The 18,460-nt window shown below is 66.9% G+C and carries 14 protein-coding genes and 1 tRNA gene; all 15 read right to left on the bottom strand.

Going from position 1 to position 18,460, the window contains the following annotated elements; all coding sequences use genetic code 11:
* Window positions 1-100 precede the first annotated feature (100 nt).
* The 15 genes from truB to nuoF all read right to left on the bottom strand — a co-directional run bounded on the left by truB (window position 101) and on the right by nuoF (window position 18,447).
* Window positions 101-1,027 (bottom strand): tRNA pseudouridine(55) synthase TruB, encoded by a 927-nt coding sequence (gene truB, locus FHW84_RS19365; RefSeq protein ID WP_167257613.1) that lies wholly within the window; start codon window positions 1,025-1,027, stop codon window positions 101-103.
* Window positions 1,027-1,422: a 30S ribosome-binding factor RbfA gene (rbfA, locus tag FHW84_RS19360; protein WP_167257612.1), complete on the bottom strand. Its 396-nt coding sequence runs from the start codon at window positions 1,420-1,422 to the stop codon at window positions 1,027-1,029. The genes truB and rbfA overlap by 1 nt, the downstream gene beginning before the upstream one ends.
* 147 nt (window positions 1,423-1,569) lie before the next feature.
* The gene (gene infB, locus FHW84_RS19355; protein ID WP_167257611.1) at window positions 1,570-4,413 is read right to left on the bottom strand and encodes a translation initiation factor IF-2; all 2,844 of its coding nucleotides are present in this window, start codon (window positions 4,411-4,413) and stop codon (window positions 1,570-1,572) included.
* A 127-nt stretch (window positions 4,414-4,540) separates the two neighbouring features.
* Window positions 4,541-6,040, bottom strand: a complete 1,500-nt coding sequence (gene nusA / locus FHW84_RS19350) for a transcription termination factor NusA (RefSeq protein ID WP_167257610.1) — start codon at window positions 6,038-6,040, stop codon at window positions 4,541-4,543.
* A 48-nt stretch (window positions 6,041-6,088) separates the two neighbouring features.
* Window positions 6,089-6,601 (bottom strand): ribosome maturation factor RimP, encoded by a 513-nt coding sequence (gene rimP, locus FHW84_RS19345; RefSeq protein WP_167257609.1) that lies wholly within the window; start codon window positions 6,599-6,601, stop codon window positions 6,089-6,091.
* Between the two features lie 421 nt (window positions 6,602-7,022).
* Window positions 7,023-7,099: transfer RNA gene (locus FHW84_RS19340), tRNA-Met, on the bottom strand.
* Window positions 7,100-7,256: 157 nt separating this feature from the next.
* Window positions 7,257-8,696, bottom strand: a complete 1,440-nt coding sequence (nuoN, locus tag FHW84_RS19335) for an NADH-quinone oxidoreductase subunit NuoN (protein WP_167257636.1) — start codon at window positions 8,694-8,696, stop codon at window positions 7,257-7,259.
* Window positions 8,697-8,704: 8 nt separating this feature from the next.
* Window positions 8,705-10,213, bottom strand: coding sequence for an NADH-quinone oxidoreductase subunit M (locus FHW84_RS19330; protein ID WP_167257608.1), 1,509 nt, complete (start codon window positions 10,211-10,213; stop codon window positions 8,705-8,707).
* Window positions 10,214-10,227: 14 nt separating this feature from the next.
* On the bottom strand, window positions 10,228-12,306 hold the full coding sequence (gene nuoL, locus FHW84_RS19325; protein ID WP_167257607.1) for an NADH-quinone oxidoreductase subunit L: 2,079 nt from the start codon (window positions 12,304-12,306) through the stop codon (window positions 10,228-10,230).
* 4 nt (window positions 12,307-12,310) lie between these two features.
* Window positions 12,311-12,616: an NADH-quinone oxidoreductase subunit NuoK gene (nuoK, locus tag FHW84_RS19320; protein WP_026634431.1), complete on the bottom strand. Its 306-nt coding sequence runs from the start codon at window positions 12,614-12,616 to the stop codon at window positions 12,311-12,313.
* Complete coding sequence (locus FHW84_RS19315; protein WP_167257635.1) at window positions 12,613-13,269, bottom strand: NADH-quinone oxidoreductase subunit J; 657 nt, start codon at window positions 13,267-13,269, stop codon at window positions 12,613-12,615. Before FHW84_RS19315 ends, nuoK begins: the two co-directional genes overlap by 4 nt.
* A 14-nt stretch (window positions 13,270-13,283) precedes the next feature.
* Window positions 13,284-13,775 carry an NADH-quinone oxidoreductase subunit NuoI gene (gene nuoI, locus FHW84_RS19310; RefSeq protein ID WP_167257606.1) on the bottom strand — a complete coding sequence of 164 codons (492 nt, stop codon included), beginning with the start codon at window positions 13,773-13,775 and terminating at the stop codon, window positions 13,284-13,286.
* 8 nt (window positions 13,776-13,783) lie between these two features.
* On the bottom strand, window positions 13,784-14,812 hold the full coding sequence (gene nuoH / locus FHW84_RS19305) for an NADH-quinone oxidoreductase subunit NuoH (RefSeq protein WP_167257605.1): 1,029 nt from the start codon (window positions 14,810-14,812) through the stop codon (window positions 13,784-13,786).
* A gap of 3 nt (window positions 14,813-14,815) precedes the next feature.
* Window positions 14,816-17,140, bottom strand: a complete 2,325-nt coding sequence (nuoG, locus tag FHW84_RS19300) for an NADH-quinone oxidoreductase subunit NuoG (RefSeq protein ID WP_167257604.1) — start codon at window positions 17,138-17,140, stop codon at window positions 14,816-14,818.
* Window positions 17,137-18,447 (bottom strand): NADH-quinone oxidoreductase subunit NuoF, encoded by a 1,311-nt coding sequence (gene nuoF, locus FHW84_RS19295; protein WP_167257603.1) that lies wholly within the window; start codon window positions 18,445-18,447, stop codon window positions 17,137-17,139. Before nuoF ends, nuoG begins: the two co-directional genes overlap by 4 nt.
* Window positions 18,448-18,460: the final 13 nt, after the last annotated feature.

The following is an 18,460-nucleotide window of genomic DNA, read 5'->3' as shown; positions in this document are numbered from 1 at the left end:
CAAGCTTCGGATGGATGGATAAAGCTCTGGAACAAGCGGGATATTCTAGCCGGCCGATGCTCATTACAACAAGAGCATGACAAGCGCGCCGATGGCGCTCTCATGCCGTTTGCGCCGCCGGCGGCAGATTGAAGCCGCGCTGGATGCGCAACAGGCCGTCCGCGTCCAGCTCGCACAGCGCCACCGGGCGCCCGTCCGGGGCGAACGCGGCATAGGCGCCGGCCGCATGGCCGGCAAGCTGAATGCGCTGGCCGCGGGTCACGGCATGGCTCTGCGCCTCGTCCAGGGCCAGCGCCGGCCAGCCGGCCAGGCCGGCGGCGACCGGCAGCAGCAGGGCGTCCATGGCGGCCTCGCCCTGCTCCGCCGCGGCGTCGAGCTGATCCAGGCCGACCATGGCCGGCGCCCGGAACGGTTCGACCCACAGCCGGCGCAGCGCCGTGAGATGGGCGCCGCAGCCCAGCGCCTCGCCCAGGTCCACGGCGAGGCTGCGGATATAGGTGCCGGAGCCGCATTCCACTTCCAGCTCCAGCGTGTCGGCGGTGCGTGACAGCAGCTCCAGCCTGAAGATGTCCACTTCGCGGGGCGGCGCCTGCACGTCCTCGCCGCGGCGCGCCTTCACATACAGCGGCTCGCCGCCCTGTTTCAGCGCCGAGTACACCGGCGGAATCTGCACGATGCGCCCGCGCAGGCCGGCCAGGGCCGCTTCCAGCATGGCTTCGTCCAGCGGCGGCACGGGGCGTTCCCGCACCACCGCGCCTTCCAGGTCGGCCGTGGCGGTGGTGGCGCCCAGGCGCACCTGGGCGCGATAGGCCTTGCGCGAGCCGAGCAGGCTGCCGGCGATCTTGGTGGCCTCGCCGAAGCACAGCGGCAGCAGGCCGGTGGCCAGCGGGTCCAATGCCCCGGTGTGGCCGCCCTTCTCGGCGCGCAGCCGGTGGCGGACCTTCTGCAGGGCCTGGTTGGAACTCAGGCCCAGCGGCTTGTCCAGCAGCAGCAGGCCGTGCAGGTCGCGGAAGCGGCTGCGGCGCATCAGTCCTCGCCGTCGGCCTTGGCGGCGTCGTCCTTGGCCGGGGCCAGGTCGCGGGCCTGCTCGCGCAGCAGCGCCTCGATGCGCTCGCCCTTGTCCACCGAATCGTCGTACTTGAAGCGCAGCTCCGGCACGCGGCGGATGCGCATGCTGCGCGAGAGCGAGCGGCGGAATTCCACCGCCAGCTCGTTCAGCGCCTTCACGGCTTCCTTGGACTGTTCCGGCAGCAGCGCGGTCACCCACACCGAGGCCCAATCCAGGTCGCGGGTCACTTCCACGTCCGAGACGCTCACCGAGGGCAGGCCGTGGTCGCGCACGGCGGCGTGGACCAGCAGGCCCAGTTCACGGCGCAGCTCGGCGCCGACGCGGTCGGTACGCTTGAAATCGCGCGAGGGCATATAGCCTCCTTGAGACGGCCGCCATTCGCGGCCGATGGCGCGCCGCCCGGATGCCGGACAGCGCCGATACGAAAAACGCCGAAGCCCGGACAGGACTGTCCGGGCTCCGATTCCGTCGGAACAAGGAGCCTACGCCCCCTGCCCGGCTTACAGCGTGCGGGCCACTTCGATGCGCTCGAAGCACTCGATCTGGTCGCCGACCTTCACGTCGTTGTACTGCTTCACGGCGATACCGCATTCCATGCCGTTGCGCACTTCGTCGACCAGGTCCTTGAAGCGGCGCAGCGATTCCAGTTCGCCCTGGAACACCACGGTGTTGTCGCGCAGCACGCGGATCGGCTTGCTGCGCTTGACCGTGCCTTCGGTGACCATGCAACCGGCGACCGCGCCGAACTTGGAGCTGCGGAACACCTCGCGCACCTGGGCGATGCCGATGATCTCCTCGCGCACTTCCTTGCCCAGCAGGCCCGAAGCGGCCTGTTTCACCTGGTCGATCACGTCGTAGATGATCGAGAAGTAGCGCACGTCCAGGCCGGCGGTATCGATCACCTTGCGGGCCGAGGCATCGGCACGCACGTTGAAGCCGATCACCAGCGCCTTGGAAGCCGCCGCGAGGGTGGCGTCGGACTCGGTGATGCCGCCGACGCCGGCCGCGATCACGTTGACCTTCACGTTCTCGTTGCCGATCGAGCTGAGCGATTCGCGCAGCGCCTGCACCGAACCCTGCACATCGGCCTTGACCAGGATGTTGAGGGTCTGCTGCTCGGCGCCCTGGCCCATCTGGGCCATGATGTCCTCGAGGCGGTTGGCCTTGCTGACCATGCGCGTTTCGCGGCGCTTGAGCTGGCGCTCGGCGGCCACTTCGCGGGCCAGGCGCTCGTCCGCCACCACCACGAAGTCGTCGCCGGATTCCGGCACGCCGGACAGGCCCAGCACCTGCACCGGAATCGACGGGCCGGCTTCCTGCACGGTCTTGCCGTTCTCGTCGATCAGCGCGCGCATGCGGCCGTACTCGATGCCGCAGACCACGAAGTCGCCGCGCTTGAGCGTGCCCTGCTGCACCAGCACCGTCGCCACCGGGCCGCGGCCGCGGTCGAGGCTGGATTCGATCACCACGCCCGACGCCGGGCCGTCTTCCACGGCCGTCAGCTCCATCACTTCGGCCTGCACCAGGATCGCGTCGAGCAGGTCGTCGATGCCCATGCCGGTCTTGGCCGAGATCGGCACGAACGGGGTGTCGCCGCCCCACTCTTCCGGAATGACTTCCAGGTTGCCGAGGCCCTGCTTGACGTGGTCGGGGTTGGCGTCCGACTTGTCCATCTTGTTGAGCGCCACGATCAGCGGCACCTTCGCCGCACGCGCGTGCTGCACGGCTTCGGCCGTCTGCGGCATGACGCCGTCGTCGGCCGCCACCACCAGCACCACGATGTCGGTGGACTGGGCGCCGCGGGCGCGCATCGAGGTGAACGCCGCGTGGCCCGGGGTATCCAGGAAGGTGATCACGCCCTTGGGCGTTTCCACGTGGTACGCGCCGATGTGCTGGGTGATGCCGCCGGCTTCGCCCGAGGCGACCTTGGTGCGGCGGATGTAGTCCAGCGTCGAGGTCTTGCCGTGGTCGACGTGGCCCATGATGGTGACCACCGGCGGACGCGGCTTCTTCTCGCCCTCGAGCTCGGCGTTCTGGGTGTGCGCGGCCAGCGCGGCCTCGGCGTTGTTCTCGCTCGCGGCCACGGCCGTGTGGCCGAGCTCCTCGATCACCAGCACGGCGGTGTCGTGGTCGATGGTCTGGTTGATGGTGGCCATCACGCCCATCTTGAAGAGCGCCTTGACCACTTCCGAACCCTTGACCGCCATCTTCTGGGCCAGGTCGGCGACCACGTTGGCGTCGCCCACCACCACTTCGCGCACCACCGGTGCGGTCGGGCGGGAGAAGCCGTGCGGACCGGAGCTGGAGGCCGACGAGCCGCCACGCACGGGCTCGTTGCGGCCCGGCCGGCCCGGCTTGCCGCGCTTGTTGCGGCGGGCGCGGTCGGCTTCGGACAGATGCAGTTCGCCGGCGGCGAAACGCTTGCCGCCCGGGCCTTCGTCGCGGTCGCGGCCGCCCGGACGCGCCTTGTTGCGCGCGTCGGTGGCGCCAGCCGGCGCGGGAGCGGCGCCAGCCGCCGGAGGACGGCCCGCGGCCGGAGCCGAGGGGCGGCCGGGAGCGGGAGCCGGTGCCGGCGCAGCCACGGGAGGAGCCACCGGCTTCTCGCGACGGCGCGGTTCGTGAATGCGCGGCAGGATCATGCCCAGCGCCTTCGGATCGATCTTCTGCACGGACGACGCAGCCGGCGCGGCGGCCGTCTTTTCCTGCGCCTGCACCTGCGGCTCGGGAACGGCCTGCGGCGGCTCCTGCACCTGCACCTCTTCGCGCTCGACGGCGGCCGCAGCGGCGGCTTCGCGTGCGGCTTCGGCTTCCGCCTCGGCCTGCAGGCGGCGCTGCTCGGCTTCTTCCTGGCGGCGCAGCTCGGCTTCCTCGCGCTCGCGCACTTCGTCCTGGCGGCGGCGCTCGGCGTCGACGCGCTCGGTTTCCTCGTGCTCGCGCTGCTGCGCGGACTCCTGCAGCTTGCGCAGGGCGTCCTCGCGCTCGTGGTCGGCGCTAGCTTCTTCAGCGATGACGCTGCGCTTGACGTAGGTGCGCTTGGCGCGCACTTCCACGTTCACCGTCTTGGCGCCGCCGGCACCGCGGGCACCGGGCGTGGAGACCTTCAGCTCGCTCACCTTGCGGCGCTTGAGCGTGATCTGGCGCGGCGAGCTGTCTTCCGCTTCCGCGGTCTCCTCGCTCTTGCCGTGCGTGCGGCGCAGGAATCCGAGCAGCTTCACCTTCTCGGTGCTGCTGATGACCTGCTCCGGATCGGAGAATTTCATGCCGGCTTCGGCAAGCTGCCCGAGCAGCCTGTCCACCGGTAGGCCAAGTACCTTGGCAAGTTGTTTGATCGTTACGTCCGACATCGTGTTCTTTCTCCGCCGTTCCCGCGCATACCCCGTGCGACCGAAGGCCGCCCGGATACCGCCATCCGTGGTGGAAGCCGTTCAAGGCTTCCCTCGGCGCGCCCATCCCGGGCGCGGCCGTCCGCGGTTAGCCGCCCCTCTCCAGCCGCTCGATCATGGGCTTGCGCGCTTCCATGATCAGCTTGGCGGCGAGGTCTTCGTCCACGCCTTCGATATCGATCAGGTCGTCGACCGCGAGGTCGGCCAGATCGTCCAGCGACACCACTTCGCGCTCGGCCAGCGCATAGGCGATCGACTCGCTCATGCCCGGCAGCGCCAGCAGCTCTTCCGAAGGCTCGTTCACGCCCTCTTCCACCGCCAGCGCCTCGGTCAGCAGGGCGTCGCGGGCGCGGGCGCGCAGTTCCTCGACGATGTCCTCGTCGAAGCCTTCCACCGCCAGCAGCTCGGCGCTGGGCACGTAGGCGATTTCCTCGACCGTGGAGAAGCCTTCCTGCACCAGGATGTTGGCGATCTCCTGGTCCACCTCGAGCTTTTCCATGAACAGCTGGCGCGCGGCCTCCTGTTCGGCCTCGCTCTTGGCGGCGACCTGGTCCTGCGTCATCACGTTGAGCTGCCAGCCGGTGAGTTTGCTGGCCAGGCGCACGTTCTGGCCGCCGCGGCCGATGGCCTGGGAGAGCTTCTCCTCGGCCACCGCGATGTCCATGGAGTGCTTTTCCTCGTCCATGATGATGGACTGCACTTCCGCCGGCGCCATCGCGTTGATCACGTACTGGGCCTGGTTGTCGGCCCAGGTGATGATGTCCACGCGCTCGCCGTTGAGCTCGTTGGACACCGCCTGTACGCGCGAACCGCGCATGCCGATGCAGGCGCCGATGGGATCGGTGCGGCTGTCATGGGCCACCACGGCGATCTTGGCGCGGTCGCCCGGATCGCGGGCGCAGCCCTTGATCTCGACCAGGCCCTGGCCGACTTCCGGCACTTCGAGCTTGAACAGCTCGATCATGAATTCCGGCGCCGCGCGCGAGACGAACAGCTGCGGGCCGCGGATTTCCGACTTCACTTCGAACAGATAGCCGCGCACGCGGTCGCCGACGCGGTGCGATTCGCGCGGGATGGTCTTGTCGCGCGGGATGAAGGCCTCGGCGTTGCCGCCCAGGTCCAGATAGACGTTGCCGCGCTCGACGCGCTTGACGATGCCGGTGATCAGCTCGCCCACGCGGTCGGTGTAGGCGTCCACCACCTGCTGACGCTCGGCTTCGCGCACGCGCTGCACGATCACCTGCTTGGCGGCCTGCGCGGCGATGCGGCCGAATTCGGCGTTCTCGATCTGCGTCTCGATGTATTCGCCGACCTGCGCGTCCTCGCGCTCGTCGACCGCGTCCATCAGGCGCAGCTGGTGATAGGGCGATTCCATCTCGCCGTCGTCGGCGATGATTTCCCAGCGGCGGAAGGTCTCGTACTCGCCGTTCTGGCGGTCGATGCTCACGCGGATGTTCGGATCCTCGTCGGGGTAGCGCTTCTTGGCGGCCGAGGCCAGCGCGGCCTCCATCGCCTGGAAGATCACTTCGCGCGGCACGCCCTTTTCATTGGCAACCGCGTCGACGACCAGCAACAGTTCTTTGCTCATTGCAGCAACTCCGTGGACGCCTTTCCGTCGCCCGCTCGCTCTGATGGATTACTTGGTCTTCTTGACCGGCTTCTTGCCGGGCTTGGGCTGCGGCACGTAGCCGAGCGCTGCCCAATCCGGCACCACGCGCGCGCTTTCCACCGCGTCGTGATCGAACTCGAACACCTTCCCCTCGGCTTCCAGCGAAATGCGCTCGCCTTCCACCGCGGTGACCTTGCCGCGCAGGCGGCGGCGCCCTTCGATCGGCGCCTTCAGCAGTACTTTCACTTCCTGGCCGGCGACCTTGCCGAACTGCGCCGCGGTGAACAGCGGGCGGTCGATGCCCGGCGAGGACACTTCCAGCAGGTAATGCCCCGGGATCGGGTCTTCCACGTCGAGCATGGCCGACAGCTCGCGGCTGGCCGCCTCGCAATCGTCGAGGGAGACTTCGCGCCCTTCCACGTCCAGGTAAACGCGCAGGGTACTCTGCCCCTGCGACGGGGAGAATTCCACGCCAAGGCAGCTCAGGCCCAGATCGGCCAGTACCTCGGTGAAGCGTTGTGCGAGTGCCTGCGTGTCCATAAAAACCGTCTATTTACCGTCGCCAGAAACGAAAAATGGGCTCCAACGGCCCATTCCCTTATCTCGCCGATGTCCCGACTCTTCCGGGGCTCTTTCCGGGCATGTGCGCGCGCAAACCGGTACGAATAGCAAGCCGGGCGTGACGACTATGCGACGCATCCTTGCGCCCAACAAAAAAGCCTCACGAGGAGGCTTTCTTGTTCAAAGAAAGATCCGGTAGCGGGGGAACCTAGGATGCGCTGTGGAAGCGCTTCGTTATTCCGCTTTGTCCGCCTCAGAGTTCACGAATCATAGTCTGATTAACGCGATTCCGCAACATTTACGCGGGCTGGCCTGAGCCCGGCGCGCGAATGCGAAGCGAGGTTTTTCGAGCGCCCAAAGAAATTCGGCGCCCTCTTGCGAGGACGCCGAATCGAATAATTGGTAGCGGGGGTAGGATTCGAACCTACGACCTTCGGGTTATGAGCCCGACGAGCTGCCAGACTGCTCCACCCCGCACCAGAGAAATGAAACTATAGCGGGATGGCCGAATTCTTGCAAGGGCTCTAGGCGAATTCCGTAAAACTTTTTTTGCGGAATTCTTACCCGACCCCATACAACTCTTCTCAATCGCACGCTTGCTGCATCAACGCGGCGGCATCGGCCGCCGCATCGATCAACCGGGGAACACGCTCTTGCACCAGCCCAGCAGCGGACCCCAGGCCAGGCCCAGCACCAGCAAGGTGAGCGCATTGAGCGACAGCACCAGGCGCAGCGCCGGATCCTGCTGCAGCTTGATCTCGGTACCTTCCACCGGCGCGTCGAAGTACATCACCTTCACCACGCGCAGGTAGTAGTACAGGCCGATGATGGCGAACACCGCGCCGACGATCGCCAGCCACAGCATGCCGGCATGGATGGCCGACTGCAGCACCAGGAACTTGGCGAAGAAGCCGAACAGCGGCGGCACGCCGGCAAGCGAGAACATCACCAGCATCATCAGGAAGGCCATCCACGGCGATCGCTGGTTGAGGCCCTTGAGATCGTCGATCTCCTCGCACTCGAAGCCCGCGCGGGCCAGCGCCATGATCACGCCGAAGGCCGCGGTGCCCATCAGCGCGTAGCTGATCGCGTAGAACAGCGCCGACGCGTAGCCTTCCGGACCGGCGTTGACCAGGCCCAGCAGCAGATAGCCCATGTGCGAGATGGTCGAATAGGCCAGCAGGCGCTTGAGGTTGGTCTGCACGATCGCGACCAGGTTGCCGATCGCCAGCGACAGCACCGCCAGCGCGGCCAGCATCTGCTGCCAGTGCGCCGACAGGTCGCCCAGGCCCGCTTCCAGCAGGCGGTAGGCCATGCCGAACGCGGCCAGCTTCGGCGCGGAACCGATGAAGATGGTCACCGCGGTCGGCGCGCCCTGGTACACGTCCGGAATCCACATGTGGAACGGCGCAGCGCCCAGCTTGAAGCCGATGCCGATGATCATGAAGATCATGCCGAACAGCAGCAGGTTGGGCACGCCGGTATGCGCGGCGGCGCCGTGCAGGGTGGCCAGGTCCAGCGTGGCGGTGGCGCCGTAGACCATCGACATGCCGTACAGCAGCATGCCCGAGGCCAGCGCGCCCAGCACGAAGTACTTCACCGCCGCTTCGGACGAGAGCTTCGAATCGCGGTTCAGCGCCACCAGCGCGTACGAGGACAGCGTCAGCAGCTCCAGGCCCAGGTACACCGTGATCAGGTTGCCGGCCGAGACCAGCAGCATCACGCCGATCACCGCGAAGATCATCAGCGTGTAGAACTCGCCGACGTAGAGCTTGCGGTCGGCCAGGTAGGAGCGCGAGTAGACGAAGACCAGCGCCACGCACAGCAGCGCGAAGGTCTTCAAGATCTCCGCCACGCCGTCGCGCACGAACATGCCGCCGAAGGCGCGCACCGGCTGTTCCGGCTGGCCGGAGATCACCAGGTAGATGGCCACCAGCACCACCGCGATCGACAGCCAGTGCAGCAGGCTGCGCTGCTCCGGCTTCATGAAGGCGTCCAGCAGCAACAGCAGGCACGCCGCCGCCACCAGGTACAACTCCGGCAGCATGATCAGAATGTCATTGAGATTCGGCATGGTCATTCTCAGATCTTGTGGTTGCCAAGCTGCTGCACCAGCTGCGACACGGAGCTGTCCATCAGGTGGATCAGCGGCTGCGGCCACACGCCCAGCGCGATCACCGCGGCGGCAAAGGCGATCAGCACGAAGGCTTCGCGCCCGTTGATGTCCTTCATCTCGGCCACGTGCGGGTTGGTCACCTCGCCCCACAGCACGCGCTTGACCATCCACAAGGTGTAGGCGGCGCCGATGATCAGGGTGAAGGCGGCGAACAGCGCGATCCACGGATTGGCCTGGAAGCTGGCCAGGATCACCTGGAACTCGCCGACGAAGCCGCTGGTGCCCGGCAGGCCGCTGTTGGCCATGGCGAACAGCACGTAGAAGAAGCCGAACCACGGCATCACGTTGATGACGCCGCCGTAGTCCTTGATCTGGCGGCTATGCAGGCGGTCGTACAGCACGCCGATGCAGGAGAACATCGCGCCCGATACGAAGCCGTGCGAAATCATCTGCACCATCGCGCCCTGCATGCCGAGCTTGGCCGCGTCCAGGTTGCCGGCGCCGCGCACCAGCATGAAGGCGATGAAGATGCCCAGCGTGACGAAGCCCATGTGCGCCACGGACGAATACGCCACCAGCTTCTTCATATCGTCCTGCACCAGGGCGATGTAGCCGATGTAGACCACCGCGATCAGGCTCAGGCCGATCACCACCCAGGCGTAGGCCTCGGAAGCGTCCGGCACGATCGGCAGCGAGAAGCGCAGGAAACCGTAGCCGCCGATCTTCAGCATCACCGCGGCCAGCACCACCGAACCGCCGGTCGGCGCCTCCACGTGGGCATCCGGCAGCCAGGTGTGCACCGGCACCATCGGCACCTTCACCGCGAAGGCGGCCAGGAAGGCGAAGAACAGCCAGGTCTGCTCGCGCATGCTCAGCGGCAGCGCCGCCAGCGTGGCCAGGTCGAACGAACCCGCCTTCAGGTACAGGTAGATCAGGCCCACCAGCATGAAGATGGAGCCGAGGAAGGTGTAGATGAAGAACTTCAGCGTCGCGTACACGCGGCGCGGACCGCCCCAGATGCCGATGAGGATGAACATCGGGATCAGCATGGCTTCGAAGAACACGTAGAACAGCAGCGCGTCGGTGGCGCAGAACACGCCGATCATCAGGCCTTCGAGCACCAGCATGGCGGCCATGTACTGGTGCGGGCGGTTCTGGATGACTTCCCAGGCGCCGACGATGACCAGGATGCCGACGAAGCTGGTCAAGAGGATCAGCGCCACCGCGATGCCGTCGACCGCCAGGCCGTAGTGCACGCCGAGCGAGGCGATCCACAGATAGCTTTCGCCGAGCTGCTTGCTGCTGTCGGCCGCGTTGTACTGCGTCAACAGGAACAGGCTGAGCACGAAGGTGAGCACGGCCACCAGCAGCGAGATCCAGCGTGCGGTATTGGGACGGCCGGAGCCGGCCAGCAGCACGGGGATGGCGCCGACGATCGGGAGCCAGATCAGCAGGCTGAGCAAGTGATTGAACATGGAGCTGGGTTCCCTTATTGCCCGACCAGCCAATACCCGCCAAGCAGCAGGATCAGGCCGAGGATCATCGCGAAGGCATAGTGATAGAGGTAGCCGGACTGCAGCGCGCGCACGCCGCCGGCGATGCGCTGGACCAGCGAGGCCGAGCCGTTCACCAGCGCGCCGTCGATCACCGCGGCGTCGCCGCCCTTCCACAGGGCGCGGCCGAGCTTCACGCCGCCCTTGGCGAACAGCGCGAAGTAGACGTCGTCGACCCAGTACTTGCGGTCCAGGACGGTCCACAGCGGCTTGAGCGCGCTCTTGATCTTGTCGGCGACGGACGGGTTGAACAGGTAGATGTAGGTCTGGATGACGAAGGCGGCCAGCACCAGGAAGAACGGCCACTGCAGGAAGCCATGCAGCGCCATCGCGGCCCAGCCATGGAACTCGTGGCCCACTTCCGCCAACACGTCATTGGCTTCGTTGACGTGGATGGCTTCGCCGAACCAGCCGCCGAACAGCATCGACTTCACGCCGATCGCGCCGATCACGATGGACGGGATCGCCAGCAGCACCAGCGGCAGGGTCACCACCCACGGCGACTCCTTCGGCGCATGGTGCAGCACGCCGGGCTCATGGTGGCCATGGTCATCGTGGTGTGCGTCATCGTGATGCGCATCGCCATGGTGCGCGTCGTGATGGGCGGCGTGCGCATCGTGGCCATGGCCATGCCAGGCCACCACGGTGAAGCGCTCCTTGCCGTGGAAGGTCAGGTACATCTGGCGGAAGGTGTACAGCGCGGTGACGAACGCGCCGATCAGCACGCAGGCATAGGCATAGCCCGCGCCCCAGCGGTGCGACTCGCCCACCGCCTCGATGATCGCGTCCTTCGAATAGAAGCCCGCGAAGAACGGCACGCCGCACAGCGCCAGCGAACCGATCCACATGGTGATCCAGGTGACCGGCATGTACTTGCGCAGGCCGCCCATGTAGCGCATGTCCTGCTCATGGTGCATGGCGATGATCACCGAGCCCGCGCCCAGGAACAGCAGCGCCTTGAAGAAGGCATGGGTCATCAGGTGGAAGACCGCGCCGGAGTACGCCGAGACGCCCAGCGCCACGGTCATGTAGCCCAGCTGCGACAGCGTGGAGTACGCCACCACGCGCTTGATGTCGTTCTGCACGATGCCGATCAGGCCGGTGAACAGCGCGCCGGTGGCGCCGATCACCATGATGAAGCTGAGCGCGCCTTCGGACAGCTCGAAGATCGGCGACATGCGCGCGACCATGAAGATGCCCGCGGTCACCATGGTGGCCGCGTGGATCAGCGCCGAGATCGGGGTCGGGCCTTCCATCGAATCGGGCAGCCACACGTGCAGCGGCACCTGGGCCGACTTGCCCATGGCGCCGATGAACAGCAGCACGCCGATCACGGTGGCGGCGTCCCAGGCATGGTTCTGGGTGATCTGCAGGGTCTTGCCGACCAGGCTCGGCGCGTTGGCGAACGCGGCGGAGTAGTCCAGCGTGCCCAGGAAGTACAGGATCGCGGCGATGCCCAGCAGGAAGCCGAAATCGCCAACGCGGTTGACCAGGAAGGCCTTGAGGTTGGCGAAGATCGCGGTCGGGCGCTTGAACCAGAAGCCGATCAGCAGGTACGACACCAGGCCCACCGCTTCCCAGCCGAAGAACAGCTGCATGAAGTTGTTGCTCATCACGAGCATCAACATGGAGAAGGTGAACAGCGAGATGTAGCTGAAGAAGCGCTGGTAGCCGTCGTCTTCCGCCATGTAGCCGATGGTGTAGATGTGCACCAGCAGCGACACGAAGGTGACCACCACCATCATCATGGCGGACAGCTTGTCGATCAGGAAACCGACCGTGGCGGTGTACTTGCCGATCTCGAACCAGGTGTAGATGTTCTGGTTGTAGACCGGCACGGCGCCCGTGCACAGCTGGTACAGCACGTACATCGACAGCGCGCAGGAAACCGCCACGCCGAGGATGGTGACGCTGTGCGAGCCGGCGCGCCCGATGAACTTGCCGAGGAAGCCGGCGAGCAGGCAGCCGAGCAGCGGCGCCAGCGCGATGACCAGCAGGATGGAGGTGGAGATCATCGGCTCAGCCCTTCATGCTGTCGATTTCGGCGATGTTGATCGTGCTGCGATTGCGGAACAGCAGGACCAGGATCGCCAGGCCGATGGCGGTTTCCGCCGCGGCCACGGTGAGGATGAAGAACACGAACACCTGGCCGGCCACGTCGCCGAGGAAGCGCGAGAAGGCCACGAAGTTGATGTTCACGGCCAGCAGCATCAGCTCGATCGACATCAGCAGCACGATGACGTTCTTGCGGTTGATGAACAGGCTGGCCACCGCGATGCAGAACAGCACCGCGCCAAGCACGATGAAGTGCGACAGCGTGATCATGGCTTGGTCTCCGGATTCTGGGTCTGCGCGGGCGCGTCGGTCGCGGGGCGCTCGGCCGCCATCTTCACGATGCGCACGCGGTCGGTGGCCTTCACGGCGACCTGCTGCGCGGCCGTCTGGTGGCGGGTGCCGCCGCGGTGGCGCAGGGTCAGCGCCACGGCCGCGACCACGCCCACGGTCAGGATCAGCGCGGCGATCTCGAACGGCAGCAGGAACTGGGTGTACAGCGCCTGGCCCAGCCACTGCGTGTTGGACAGGCCGGCGGCGGTGGCCGGGTTGGCCCCCATCACCGCCTCGTGCATGGTGCGCACGCCGATCAGGGCGAGCATTTCCACCAGCATCACCACGGCCACCACGATGCCCACCGGCAGGTAGCGGATGAAGCCTTCGCGCAGGTGCTCCTGCTTGATGTCCAGCATCATCACCACGAACAGGAACAGCACCATCACCGCGCCGACGTAGACCACGATGAGCGCGATGGCCAGGAACTCCGCCTCGGCCAGCAGCCAGATGCAGGCCGTGCTGAAGAAGGTCAGCACCAGCGACAGCACGGCATGCACCGAGTTGCGCAGGGTGATGACGCCCAGCGCCGCCACCACGGTGACCGCCGCGAAAGCGTAGAAGCAGACAAGTTGGAACACAGACGGATCGATCACGGTTGTGTCCTTTAGCGGTACGCGGCGTCTTGGGCGCGGGCGGCGGCGACTTCATGCTCGAAGCGGTCGCCGATGGCGAGCAGCTGCGGCTTGGTCACCACGTTTTCGCCACGCTTTTCGAAGTGGTATTCGTGCACGTGCGTCTCGACGATGGAGTCGACCGGGCAGCTCTCCTCGCAGAAGCCGCAGAAGATGCACTTGAACAGGTCGATGTCGTAGCGCGTGGTGCGGCGCTGGCCGTCGCTCTCGCGCGGGGCGGAGTCGATGGTGATGGCCAGCGCGGGGCACACCGCCTCGCACAGCTTGCACGCGATGCAGCGTTCCTCGCCGTTGGCGTAGCGGCGCAGCGCATGCAGGCCGCGGAAGCGGTTCGACTTGGGGATGTGCTCCATCGGGTAGCGCATCGTGTACTTGGGGCTGAACATGTAGCGCATGGTCAGGCCCATGCCCTTGAACAGCTCGATGAGCAGCAGGCTCTTGAAATAGTTGCTAATGCCGGACATGGTTTTCTTCAGCCTCCCGTGCCGATGCTGACCCAGCCGAAATACTTCATGCAGCCGGCCACGAGAACCCAGACGATGGTGATGGGAATGAACACCTTCCAGCCCAGCCGCATGATCTGGTCATAGCGGTAGCGCGGGAAGCTGGCGCGGAACCACAGGAACAGGAAGGCGAAGAAGAACGCCTTCGCGAACAGCCAGAAGAAGCTGCCCTGCCCCAGGAACGGCACCGACGAGGGGAACGGCGACAGCCAGCCGCCCATGAACAGGATCGCGGCCAGGAAGCTGACCAGGATCATGTTGGCGTATTCGGCCAGGAAGAAGATGGCGAACGCCGAACCCGAATACTCCACGTGGAAGCCGGCGACGATTTCCGATTCGCCTTCGGCCACGTCGAACGGCGCGCGGTTCGTCTCGGCCACGCCGGAGATGAAGTAGATGACGAACACCGGCAGCAGCGGCCACATGAACCACTCGAAGATGCCCTTGCTGCCCGACTGCGCATGCACGATGTCGGTGAGGTTCAGGCTGCCGGCCAGCACCAGCACGCAGACCAGGCACAGGCCCATGGCCAGTTCGTAGGAGATGACCTGCGCGGCGGAACGCATCGCGCCCAGCAGCGCGTAGCGCGAGTTGGAGGCCCAGCCGGCCAGGATGATGCCGTACACGCCCAGCGAGGTCATCGCCAGCAGGTACAGCACGCCGGCGTTGACATTGGCCAGCACCATCTTGTCGTTGAACGGGATCACCGCCCACGCGGCCATCGCCGGCACCAGGGCCAGCAGCGGCGCCAGGTAGTACAGGAACTTGTTCGCGCTGGTCGGAAGGATCACTTCCTTGATCAGCAGCTTCACCACGTCGGCGAAGGCCTGCAGCAGGCCGAGCGGACCGATCTTGTTCGGCCCCATGCGCACGTGCATCCAGCCGATGACCTTGCGCTCCCAGTACACGAACATCGCCACCGCCAGGATCACCGGAACGGCGATGCACAGGATGTAGATGATCGGCCAGACGAGCTGGTTGAGGATCTGTTCGCCCATGGCTTACGCCTTGCTCAAGGTGATGGCCGCGCCGTAAGGCGGCAGCGTGGCGGTGAGTTCGTGCGCGGCTTCGATCCAGGCGGTGCCGTCCGGCACCGACTCGTCGACGGCCACCGGCAGCGCGACCTTGCCGATGCGCACCGAAGCGCCGTCGGCCAGGCCCAGGCGCTGCGCCTCGGCCGGGCTGAGGCGCACGGCCGGCTCGCGGTTGAGCGGATGCGCGCTGAGCGCGCCCGCGCGGCGCAGCACGGCGTCGGAGCGGTACATCGGCCAGGTGGCCAGACGGGTGAGGCCGTCGGCCGCGGCGCGCGGCGCCAGGCCTTCGCGGGCGGCCGGCACGCGGTCGGCGATGTCGTCGCGCAGGCCGGCCAGGTCGTCGAACTCGAAACCGGCCAGCTTCAGGCCGCCACCGAGCGCGCGCAGCACCTTCCAGCCCGGGCGGGCGTCGCCGGGAGCGCGGGCGCCCTGGACCACGCTTTGCGCGAGGCCGTCGACATTGACCAGGGTGCCGTCGATTTCCGGCAGCAGCGCGATCGGCAGGATCACGTCGGCCAGGTCGCGCAGCGCCGGGGCGGCGTAGGCGGAGAACGCGACCACGCTTTCGGCGCCGGTCAGCGCCTGCAGCGCGGCGGCGCCGTCGGCGACGTCGTGCGGCAGCTCCACGCCGTACAGCACGTAGGCCTTGCGCGGCTGCGCCAGCATCGCCTGCGCGTCGAGGCCGCCGTTGCCCGGCAGCACGCCGACGCGGCTCAGGCCCAGCGCGTTGGCGCCGACCGGGATTTCGTTGTAGCCGGCGCCGGTGGCCTGGGCGATGAAGCGCGCGATCGCGCGCAGCCAGGAGGCCTGCGGATGCGTCGCGGCGGCTTCGCCGAGGATCACCACGGCCTTGCCGGCCTTCAGCGCGTCGATCGCGCCGCGATCGCCGTCGTCGGCCTGCACGGCGTCGATGGCGGCAGCCAGCGCGGCCGGTGCGGTGGCACCGCCCTGCACTGCCGCCTTGGCCAGCGCCAGCAGCGCGTCGGCCATGGCCTGCGGCGCGACGATCTCTTCGCCAGCCAGCGCGTAGTTGAAGTTGAAGCGCGCCGGATTGACGGCGTAGACCTTGGCGCCCTTCTTCACCGCCTGGTGCACGCGGTGGTTCAGCAGCGGCATTTCGTAGCGCAGGTCGGCGCCGACCAGCAGCGCGGCCTTGACCTTGTCCACTTCCGCCACCGGCAGGCCGAAGGCCTGGGCGTGGGCCTGGTCGGCGAAGTCGGTCTGGCGCAGGCGGTGGTCGATATGCGCCGAACCCAGGCCATGGGCCAGGCGCACCAGCAGGTCGCCTTCCTCGTTGGTGGTGGCCGGGGAAACCAGGAAGCCGAGTTCGCCGCGCGCCTTGGCCAGCGCTTCGCCGGCCACGATCAGCGCGTCTTCCCAGGTGGTCGACTGCCACTGGCCGTTGCGCTTGACCTGCGGCGCGGTGATGCGGTCGGCCGCGTACATGCCCTGGTGGCTGTAGCGGTCGCGGTCCGACAGCCAGCACTCGTTGATGCTTTCGTTGTCGCGCGGCACCGTGCGCAGCACCTCGCCGCGGCGCGTATGCAGCCACAGGTTGGAGCCCAGCGCGTCGTGGTAGCCGACGGACGGCTTGGCCACCAGTTCCCAGGCGCGCGCCTTGAACTGGAACGGCTTGTTGGTGAGCGCGCCGACCGGGCACACGTCGATGACGTTGCCGGACAGCTCGGTCTCCAGCGCCTTGCCGATATAGGTGCCGATCTGCAGGTTGTCGCCGCGGCTCATGCCGCCCAGCTCGTAGGTGCCGGCGATCTCGCTGGTGAAGCGCACGCAGCGGGTGCACTGGATGCAGCGGGTCATCTCGGTGGCGACCAGCGGCCCGAGGTTTTCGTCGGCGATGGTGCGCTTGCGCTCGGTGTAGCGCGACACGCTGCGGCCGTAGCCCAGGGCCACGTCCTGCAGTTCGCACTCGCCGCCCTGGTCGCAGATCGGGCAGTCCAGCGGATGGTTGATCAGCAGGAATTCCATCACGTCGCGCTGGAACTTCAGCGCGCCGGCGGAACGGGTGGTGACCTTCATGCCCTCGGCCACCGGAGTGGCGCAGGCCGGCTGCGGCTTGGGCATGGGCTTGCCGCCCATCTCCACTTCCACCAGGCACATGCGGCAGTTGGCGGCGATGGGCAGCTTGCGGTGATAGCAGAAGCGCGGGATCGACACGCCGATGGCGTCCGCCGCCTCGATGATCATGGCGCCCTTGCGGATCTGCGTGGGCTTGCCGTCGACCTCGATGTTGAGGAGATCGGGCGGCGTGTTGTTCACGGGCTGCGCGCTCATGCGGCGACTCCGATCTGGTCGTCGACGATGGAACGCCCGTTGACGATGTAGTACTCGAATTCATGCCAGAACTGGCGCAGGAAACCCTGCACCGGCCAAGCCGCCGCCTCGCCGAACGCGCAGATGGTGTGGCCTTCGATCTGGCCCGCGATCGCCTTCAGGCGATGCAGGTCGTCCATGGTGCCCTTGCCTTCCACGATGCGGTCCAGCACGCGGTGCATCCAGCCGGTGCCTTCGCGGCACGGCGTGCACTGGCCGCAGGATTCCTTATGGAAGAACTGCGAGATGCGGCGGGTGAAGCGCACCGTGCAGACGGTGTCGTCCAGCACCACGATGGCGCCGGAACCCAGGCCGGTCTTGAGGTCGCGCAGGGTGTCGTAGTCGAACGGCAGGCCCTTCAGCTGCGCCGCCGTCAGCACCGGCATCGACACTCCGCCCGGGATCGCGCCCTTGAGCGTGCGGCCCGGACGCAGGCCGCCGGCCATTTCCAGCAGCTCGTCGAAGGTGGTGCCCAGCGGCACTTCGAAATTGCCGCCCTTCTGCACGCAGCCGGAGACCGAGAAGATCTTCGGGCCGCCGTTCTTGGTCTTGCTCTGCGCCAGGAACCAGTCCGCGCCCTTGCGCAGGATCGCCGGCACCGAGGCGTAGGTTTCGGTGTTGTTGATGGTCGACGGCTTGCCGTACAGGCCGAAGTTGGCCGGGAACGGCGGCTTGAAGCGCGGCTGGCCCTTCTTGCCTTCCAGCGATTCCATCAGCGCGGTTTCCTCGCCGCAGATGTAGGCGCCGGCGCCGAGCGCGCCGTAGATGTCCACGTCCAGGCCGGTGCCCTGGATGTTCTTGCCCAGCAGGCCCGCGGCATACGCTTCCTTGAGCGCTTCCTCGAAGTGCTCGAAGGGTTCGTGGTGGAACTCGCCGCGCAGGTAGTTGTACGCCGCGGTGGAGCCGGTGCAGTAGCAGGCGATGGCCATGCCCTCGATCACCGCATGCGGGTTGAAGCGCAGGATGTCGCGGTCCTTGCAGGTGCCCGGCTCCGACTCGTCGGAGTTGCAGAGGATGTACTTCTGCATGTTGCCCTTGGGCATGAAGGACCACTTCAGGCCGGTCGGGAAGCCCGCGCCGCCGCGGCCGCGCAGATTGCTCTTCTTGATCTCTTCGATCAGCGCGTTCGGGTCGGGCTTCTCGGCGAGGATCTTCTTCCACGCTTCATAGCCGCCGACCTGGGTGTAGCTGTCCATCGCCCACGGCTTGTCGAAATGCAGCGTGGTGTAGACGACCTGGTGTTCCTGGGGTGCGGGACCGTATGCCATGACGCCGTGACCC

Source organism: Dyella sp. SG562 (assembly GCF_011759495.1).
GTDB lineage: Bacteria > Pseudomonadota > Gammaproteobacteria > Xanthomonadales > Rhodanobacteraceae > Dyella_D > Dyella_D marensis.
This window is presented reverse-complemented; position numbering and strand designations above follow the sequence as displayed.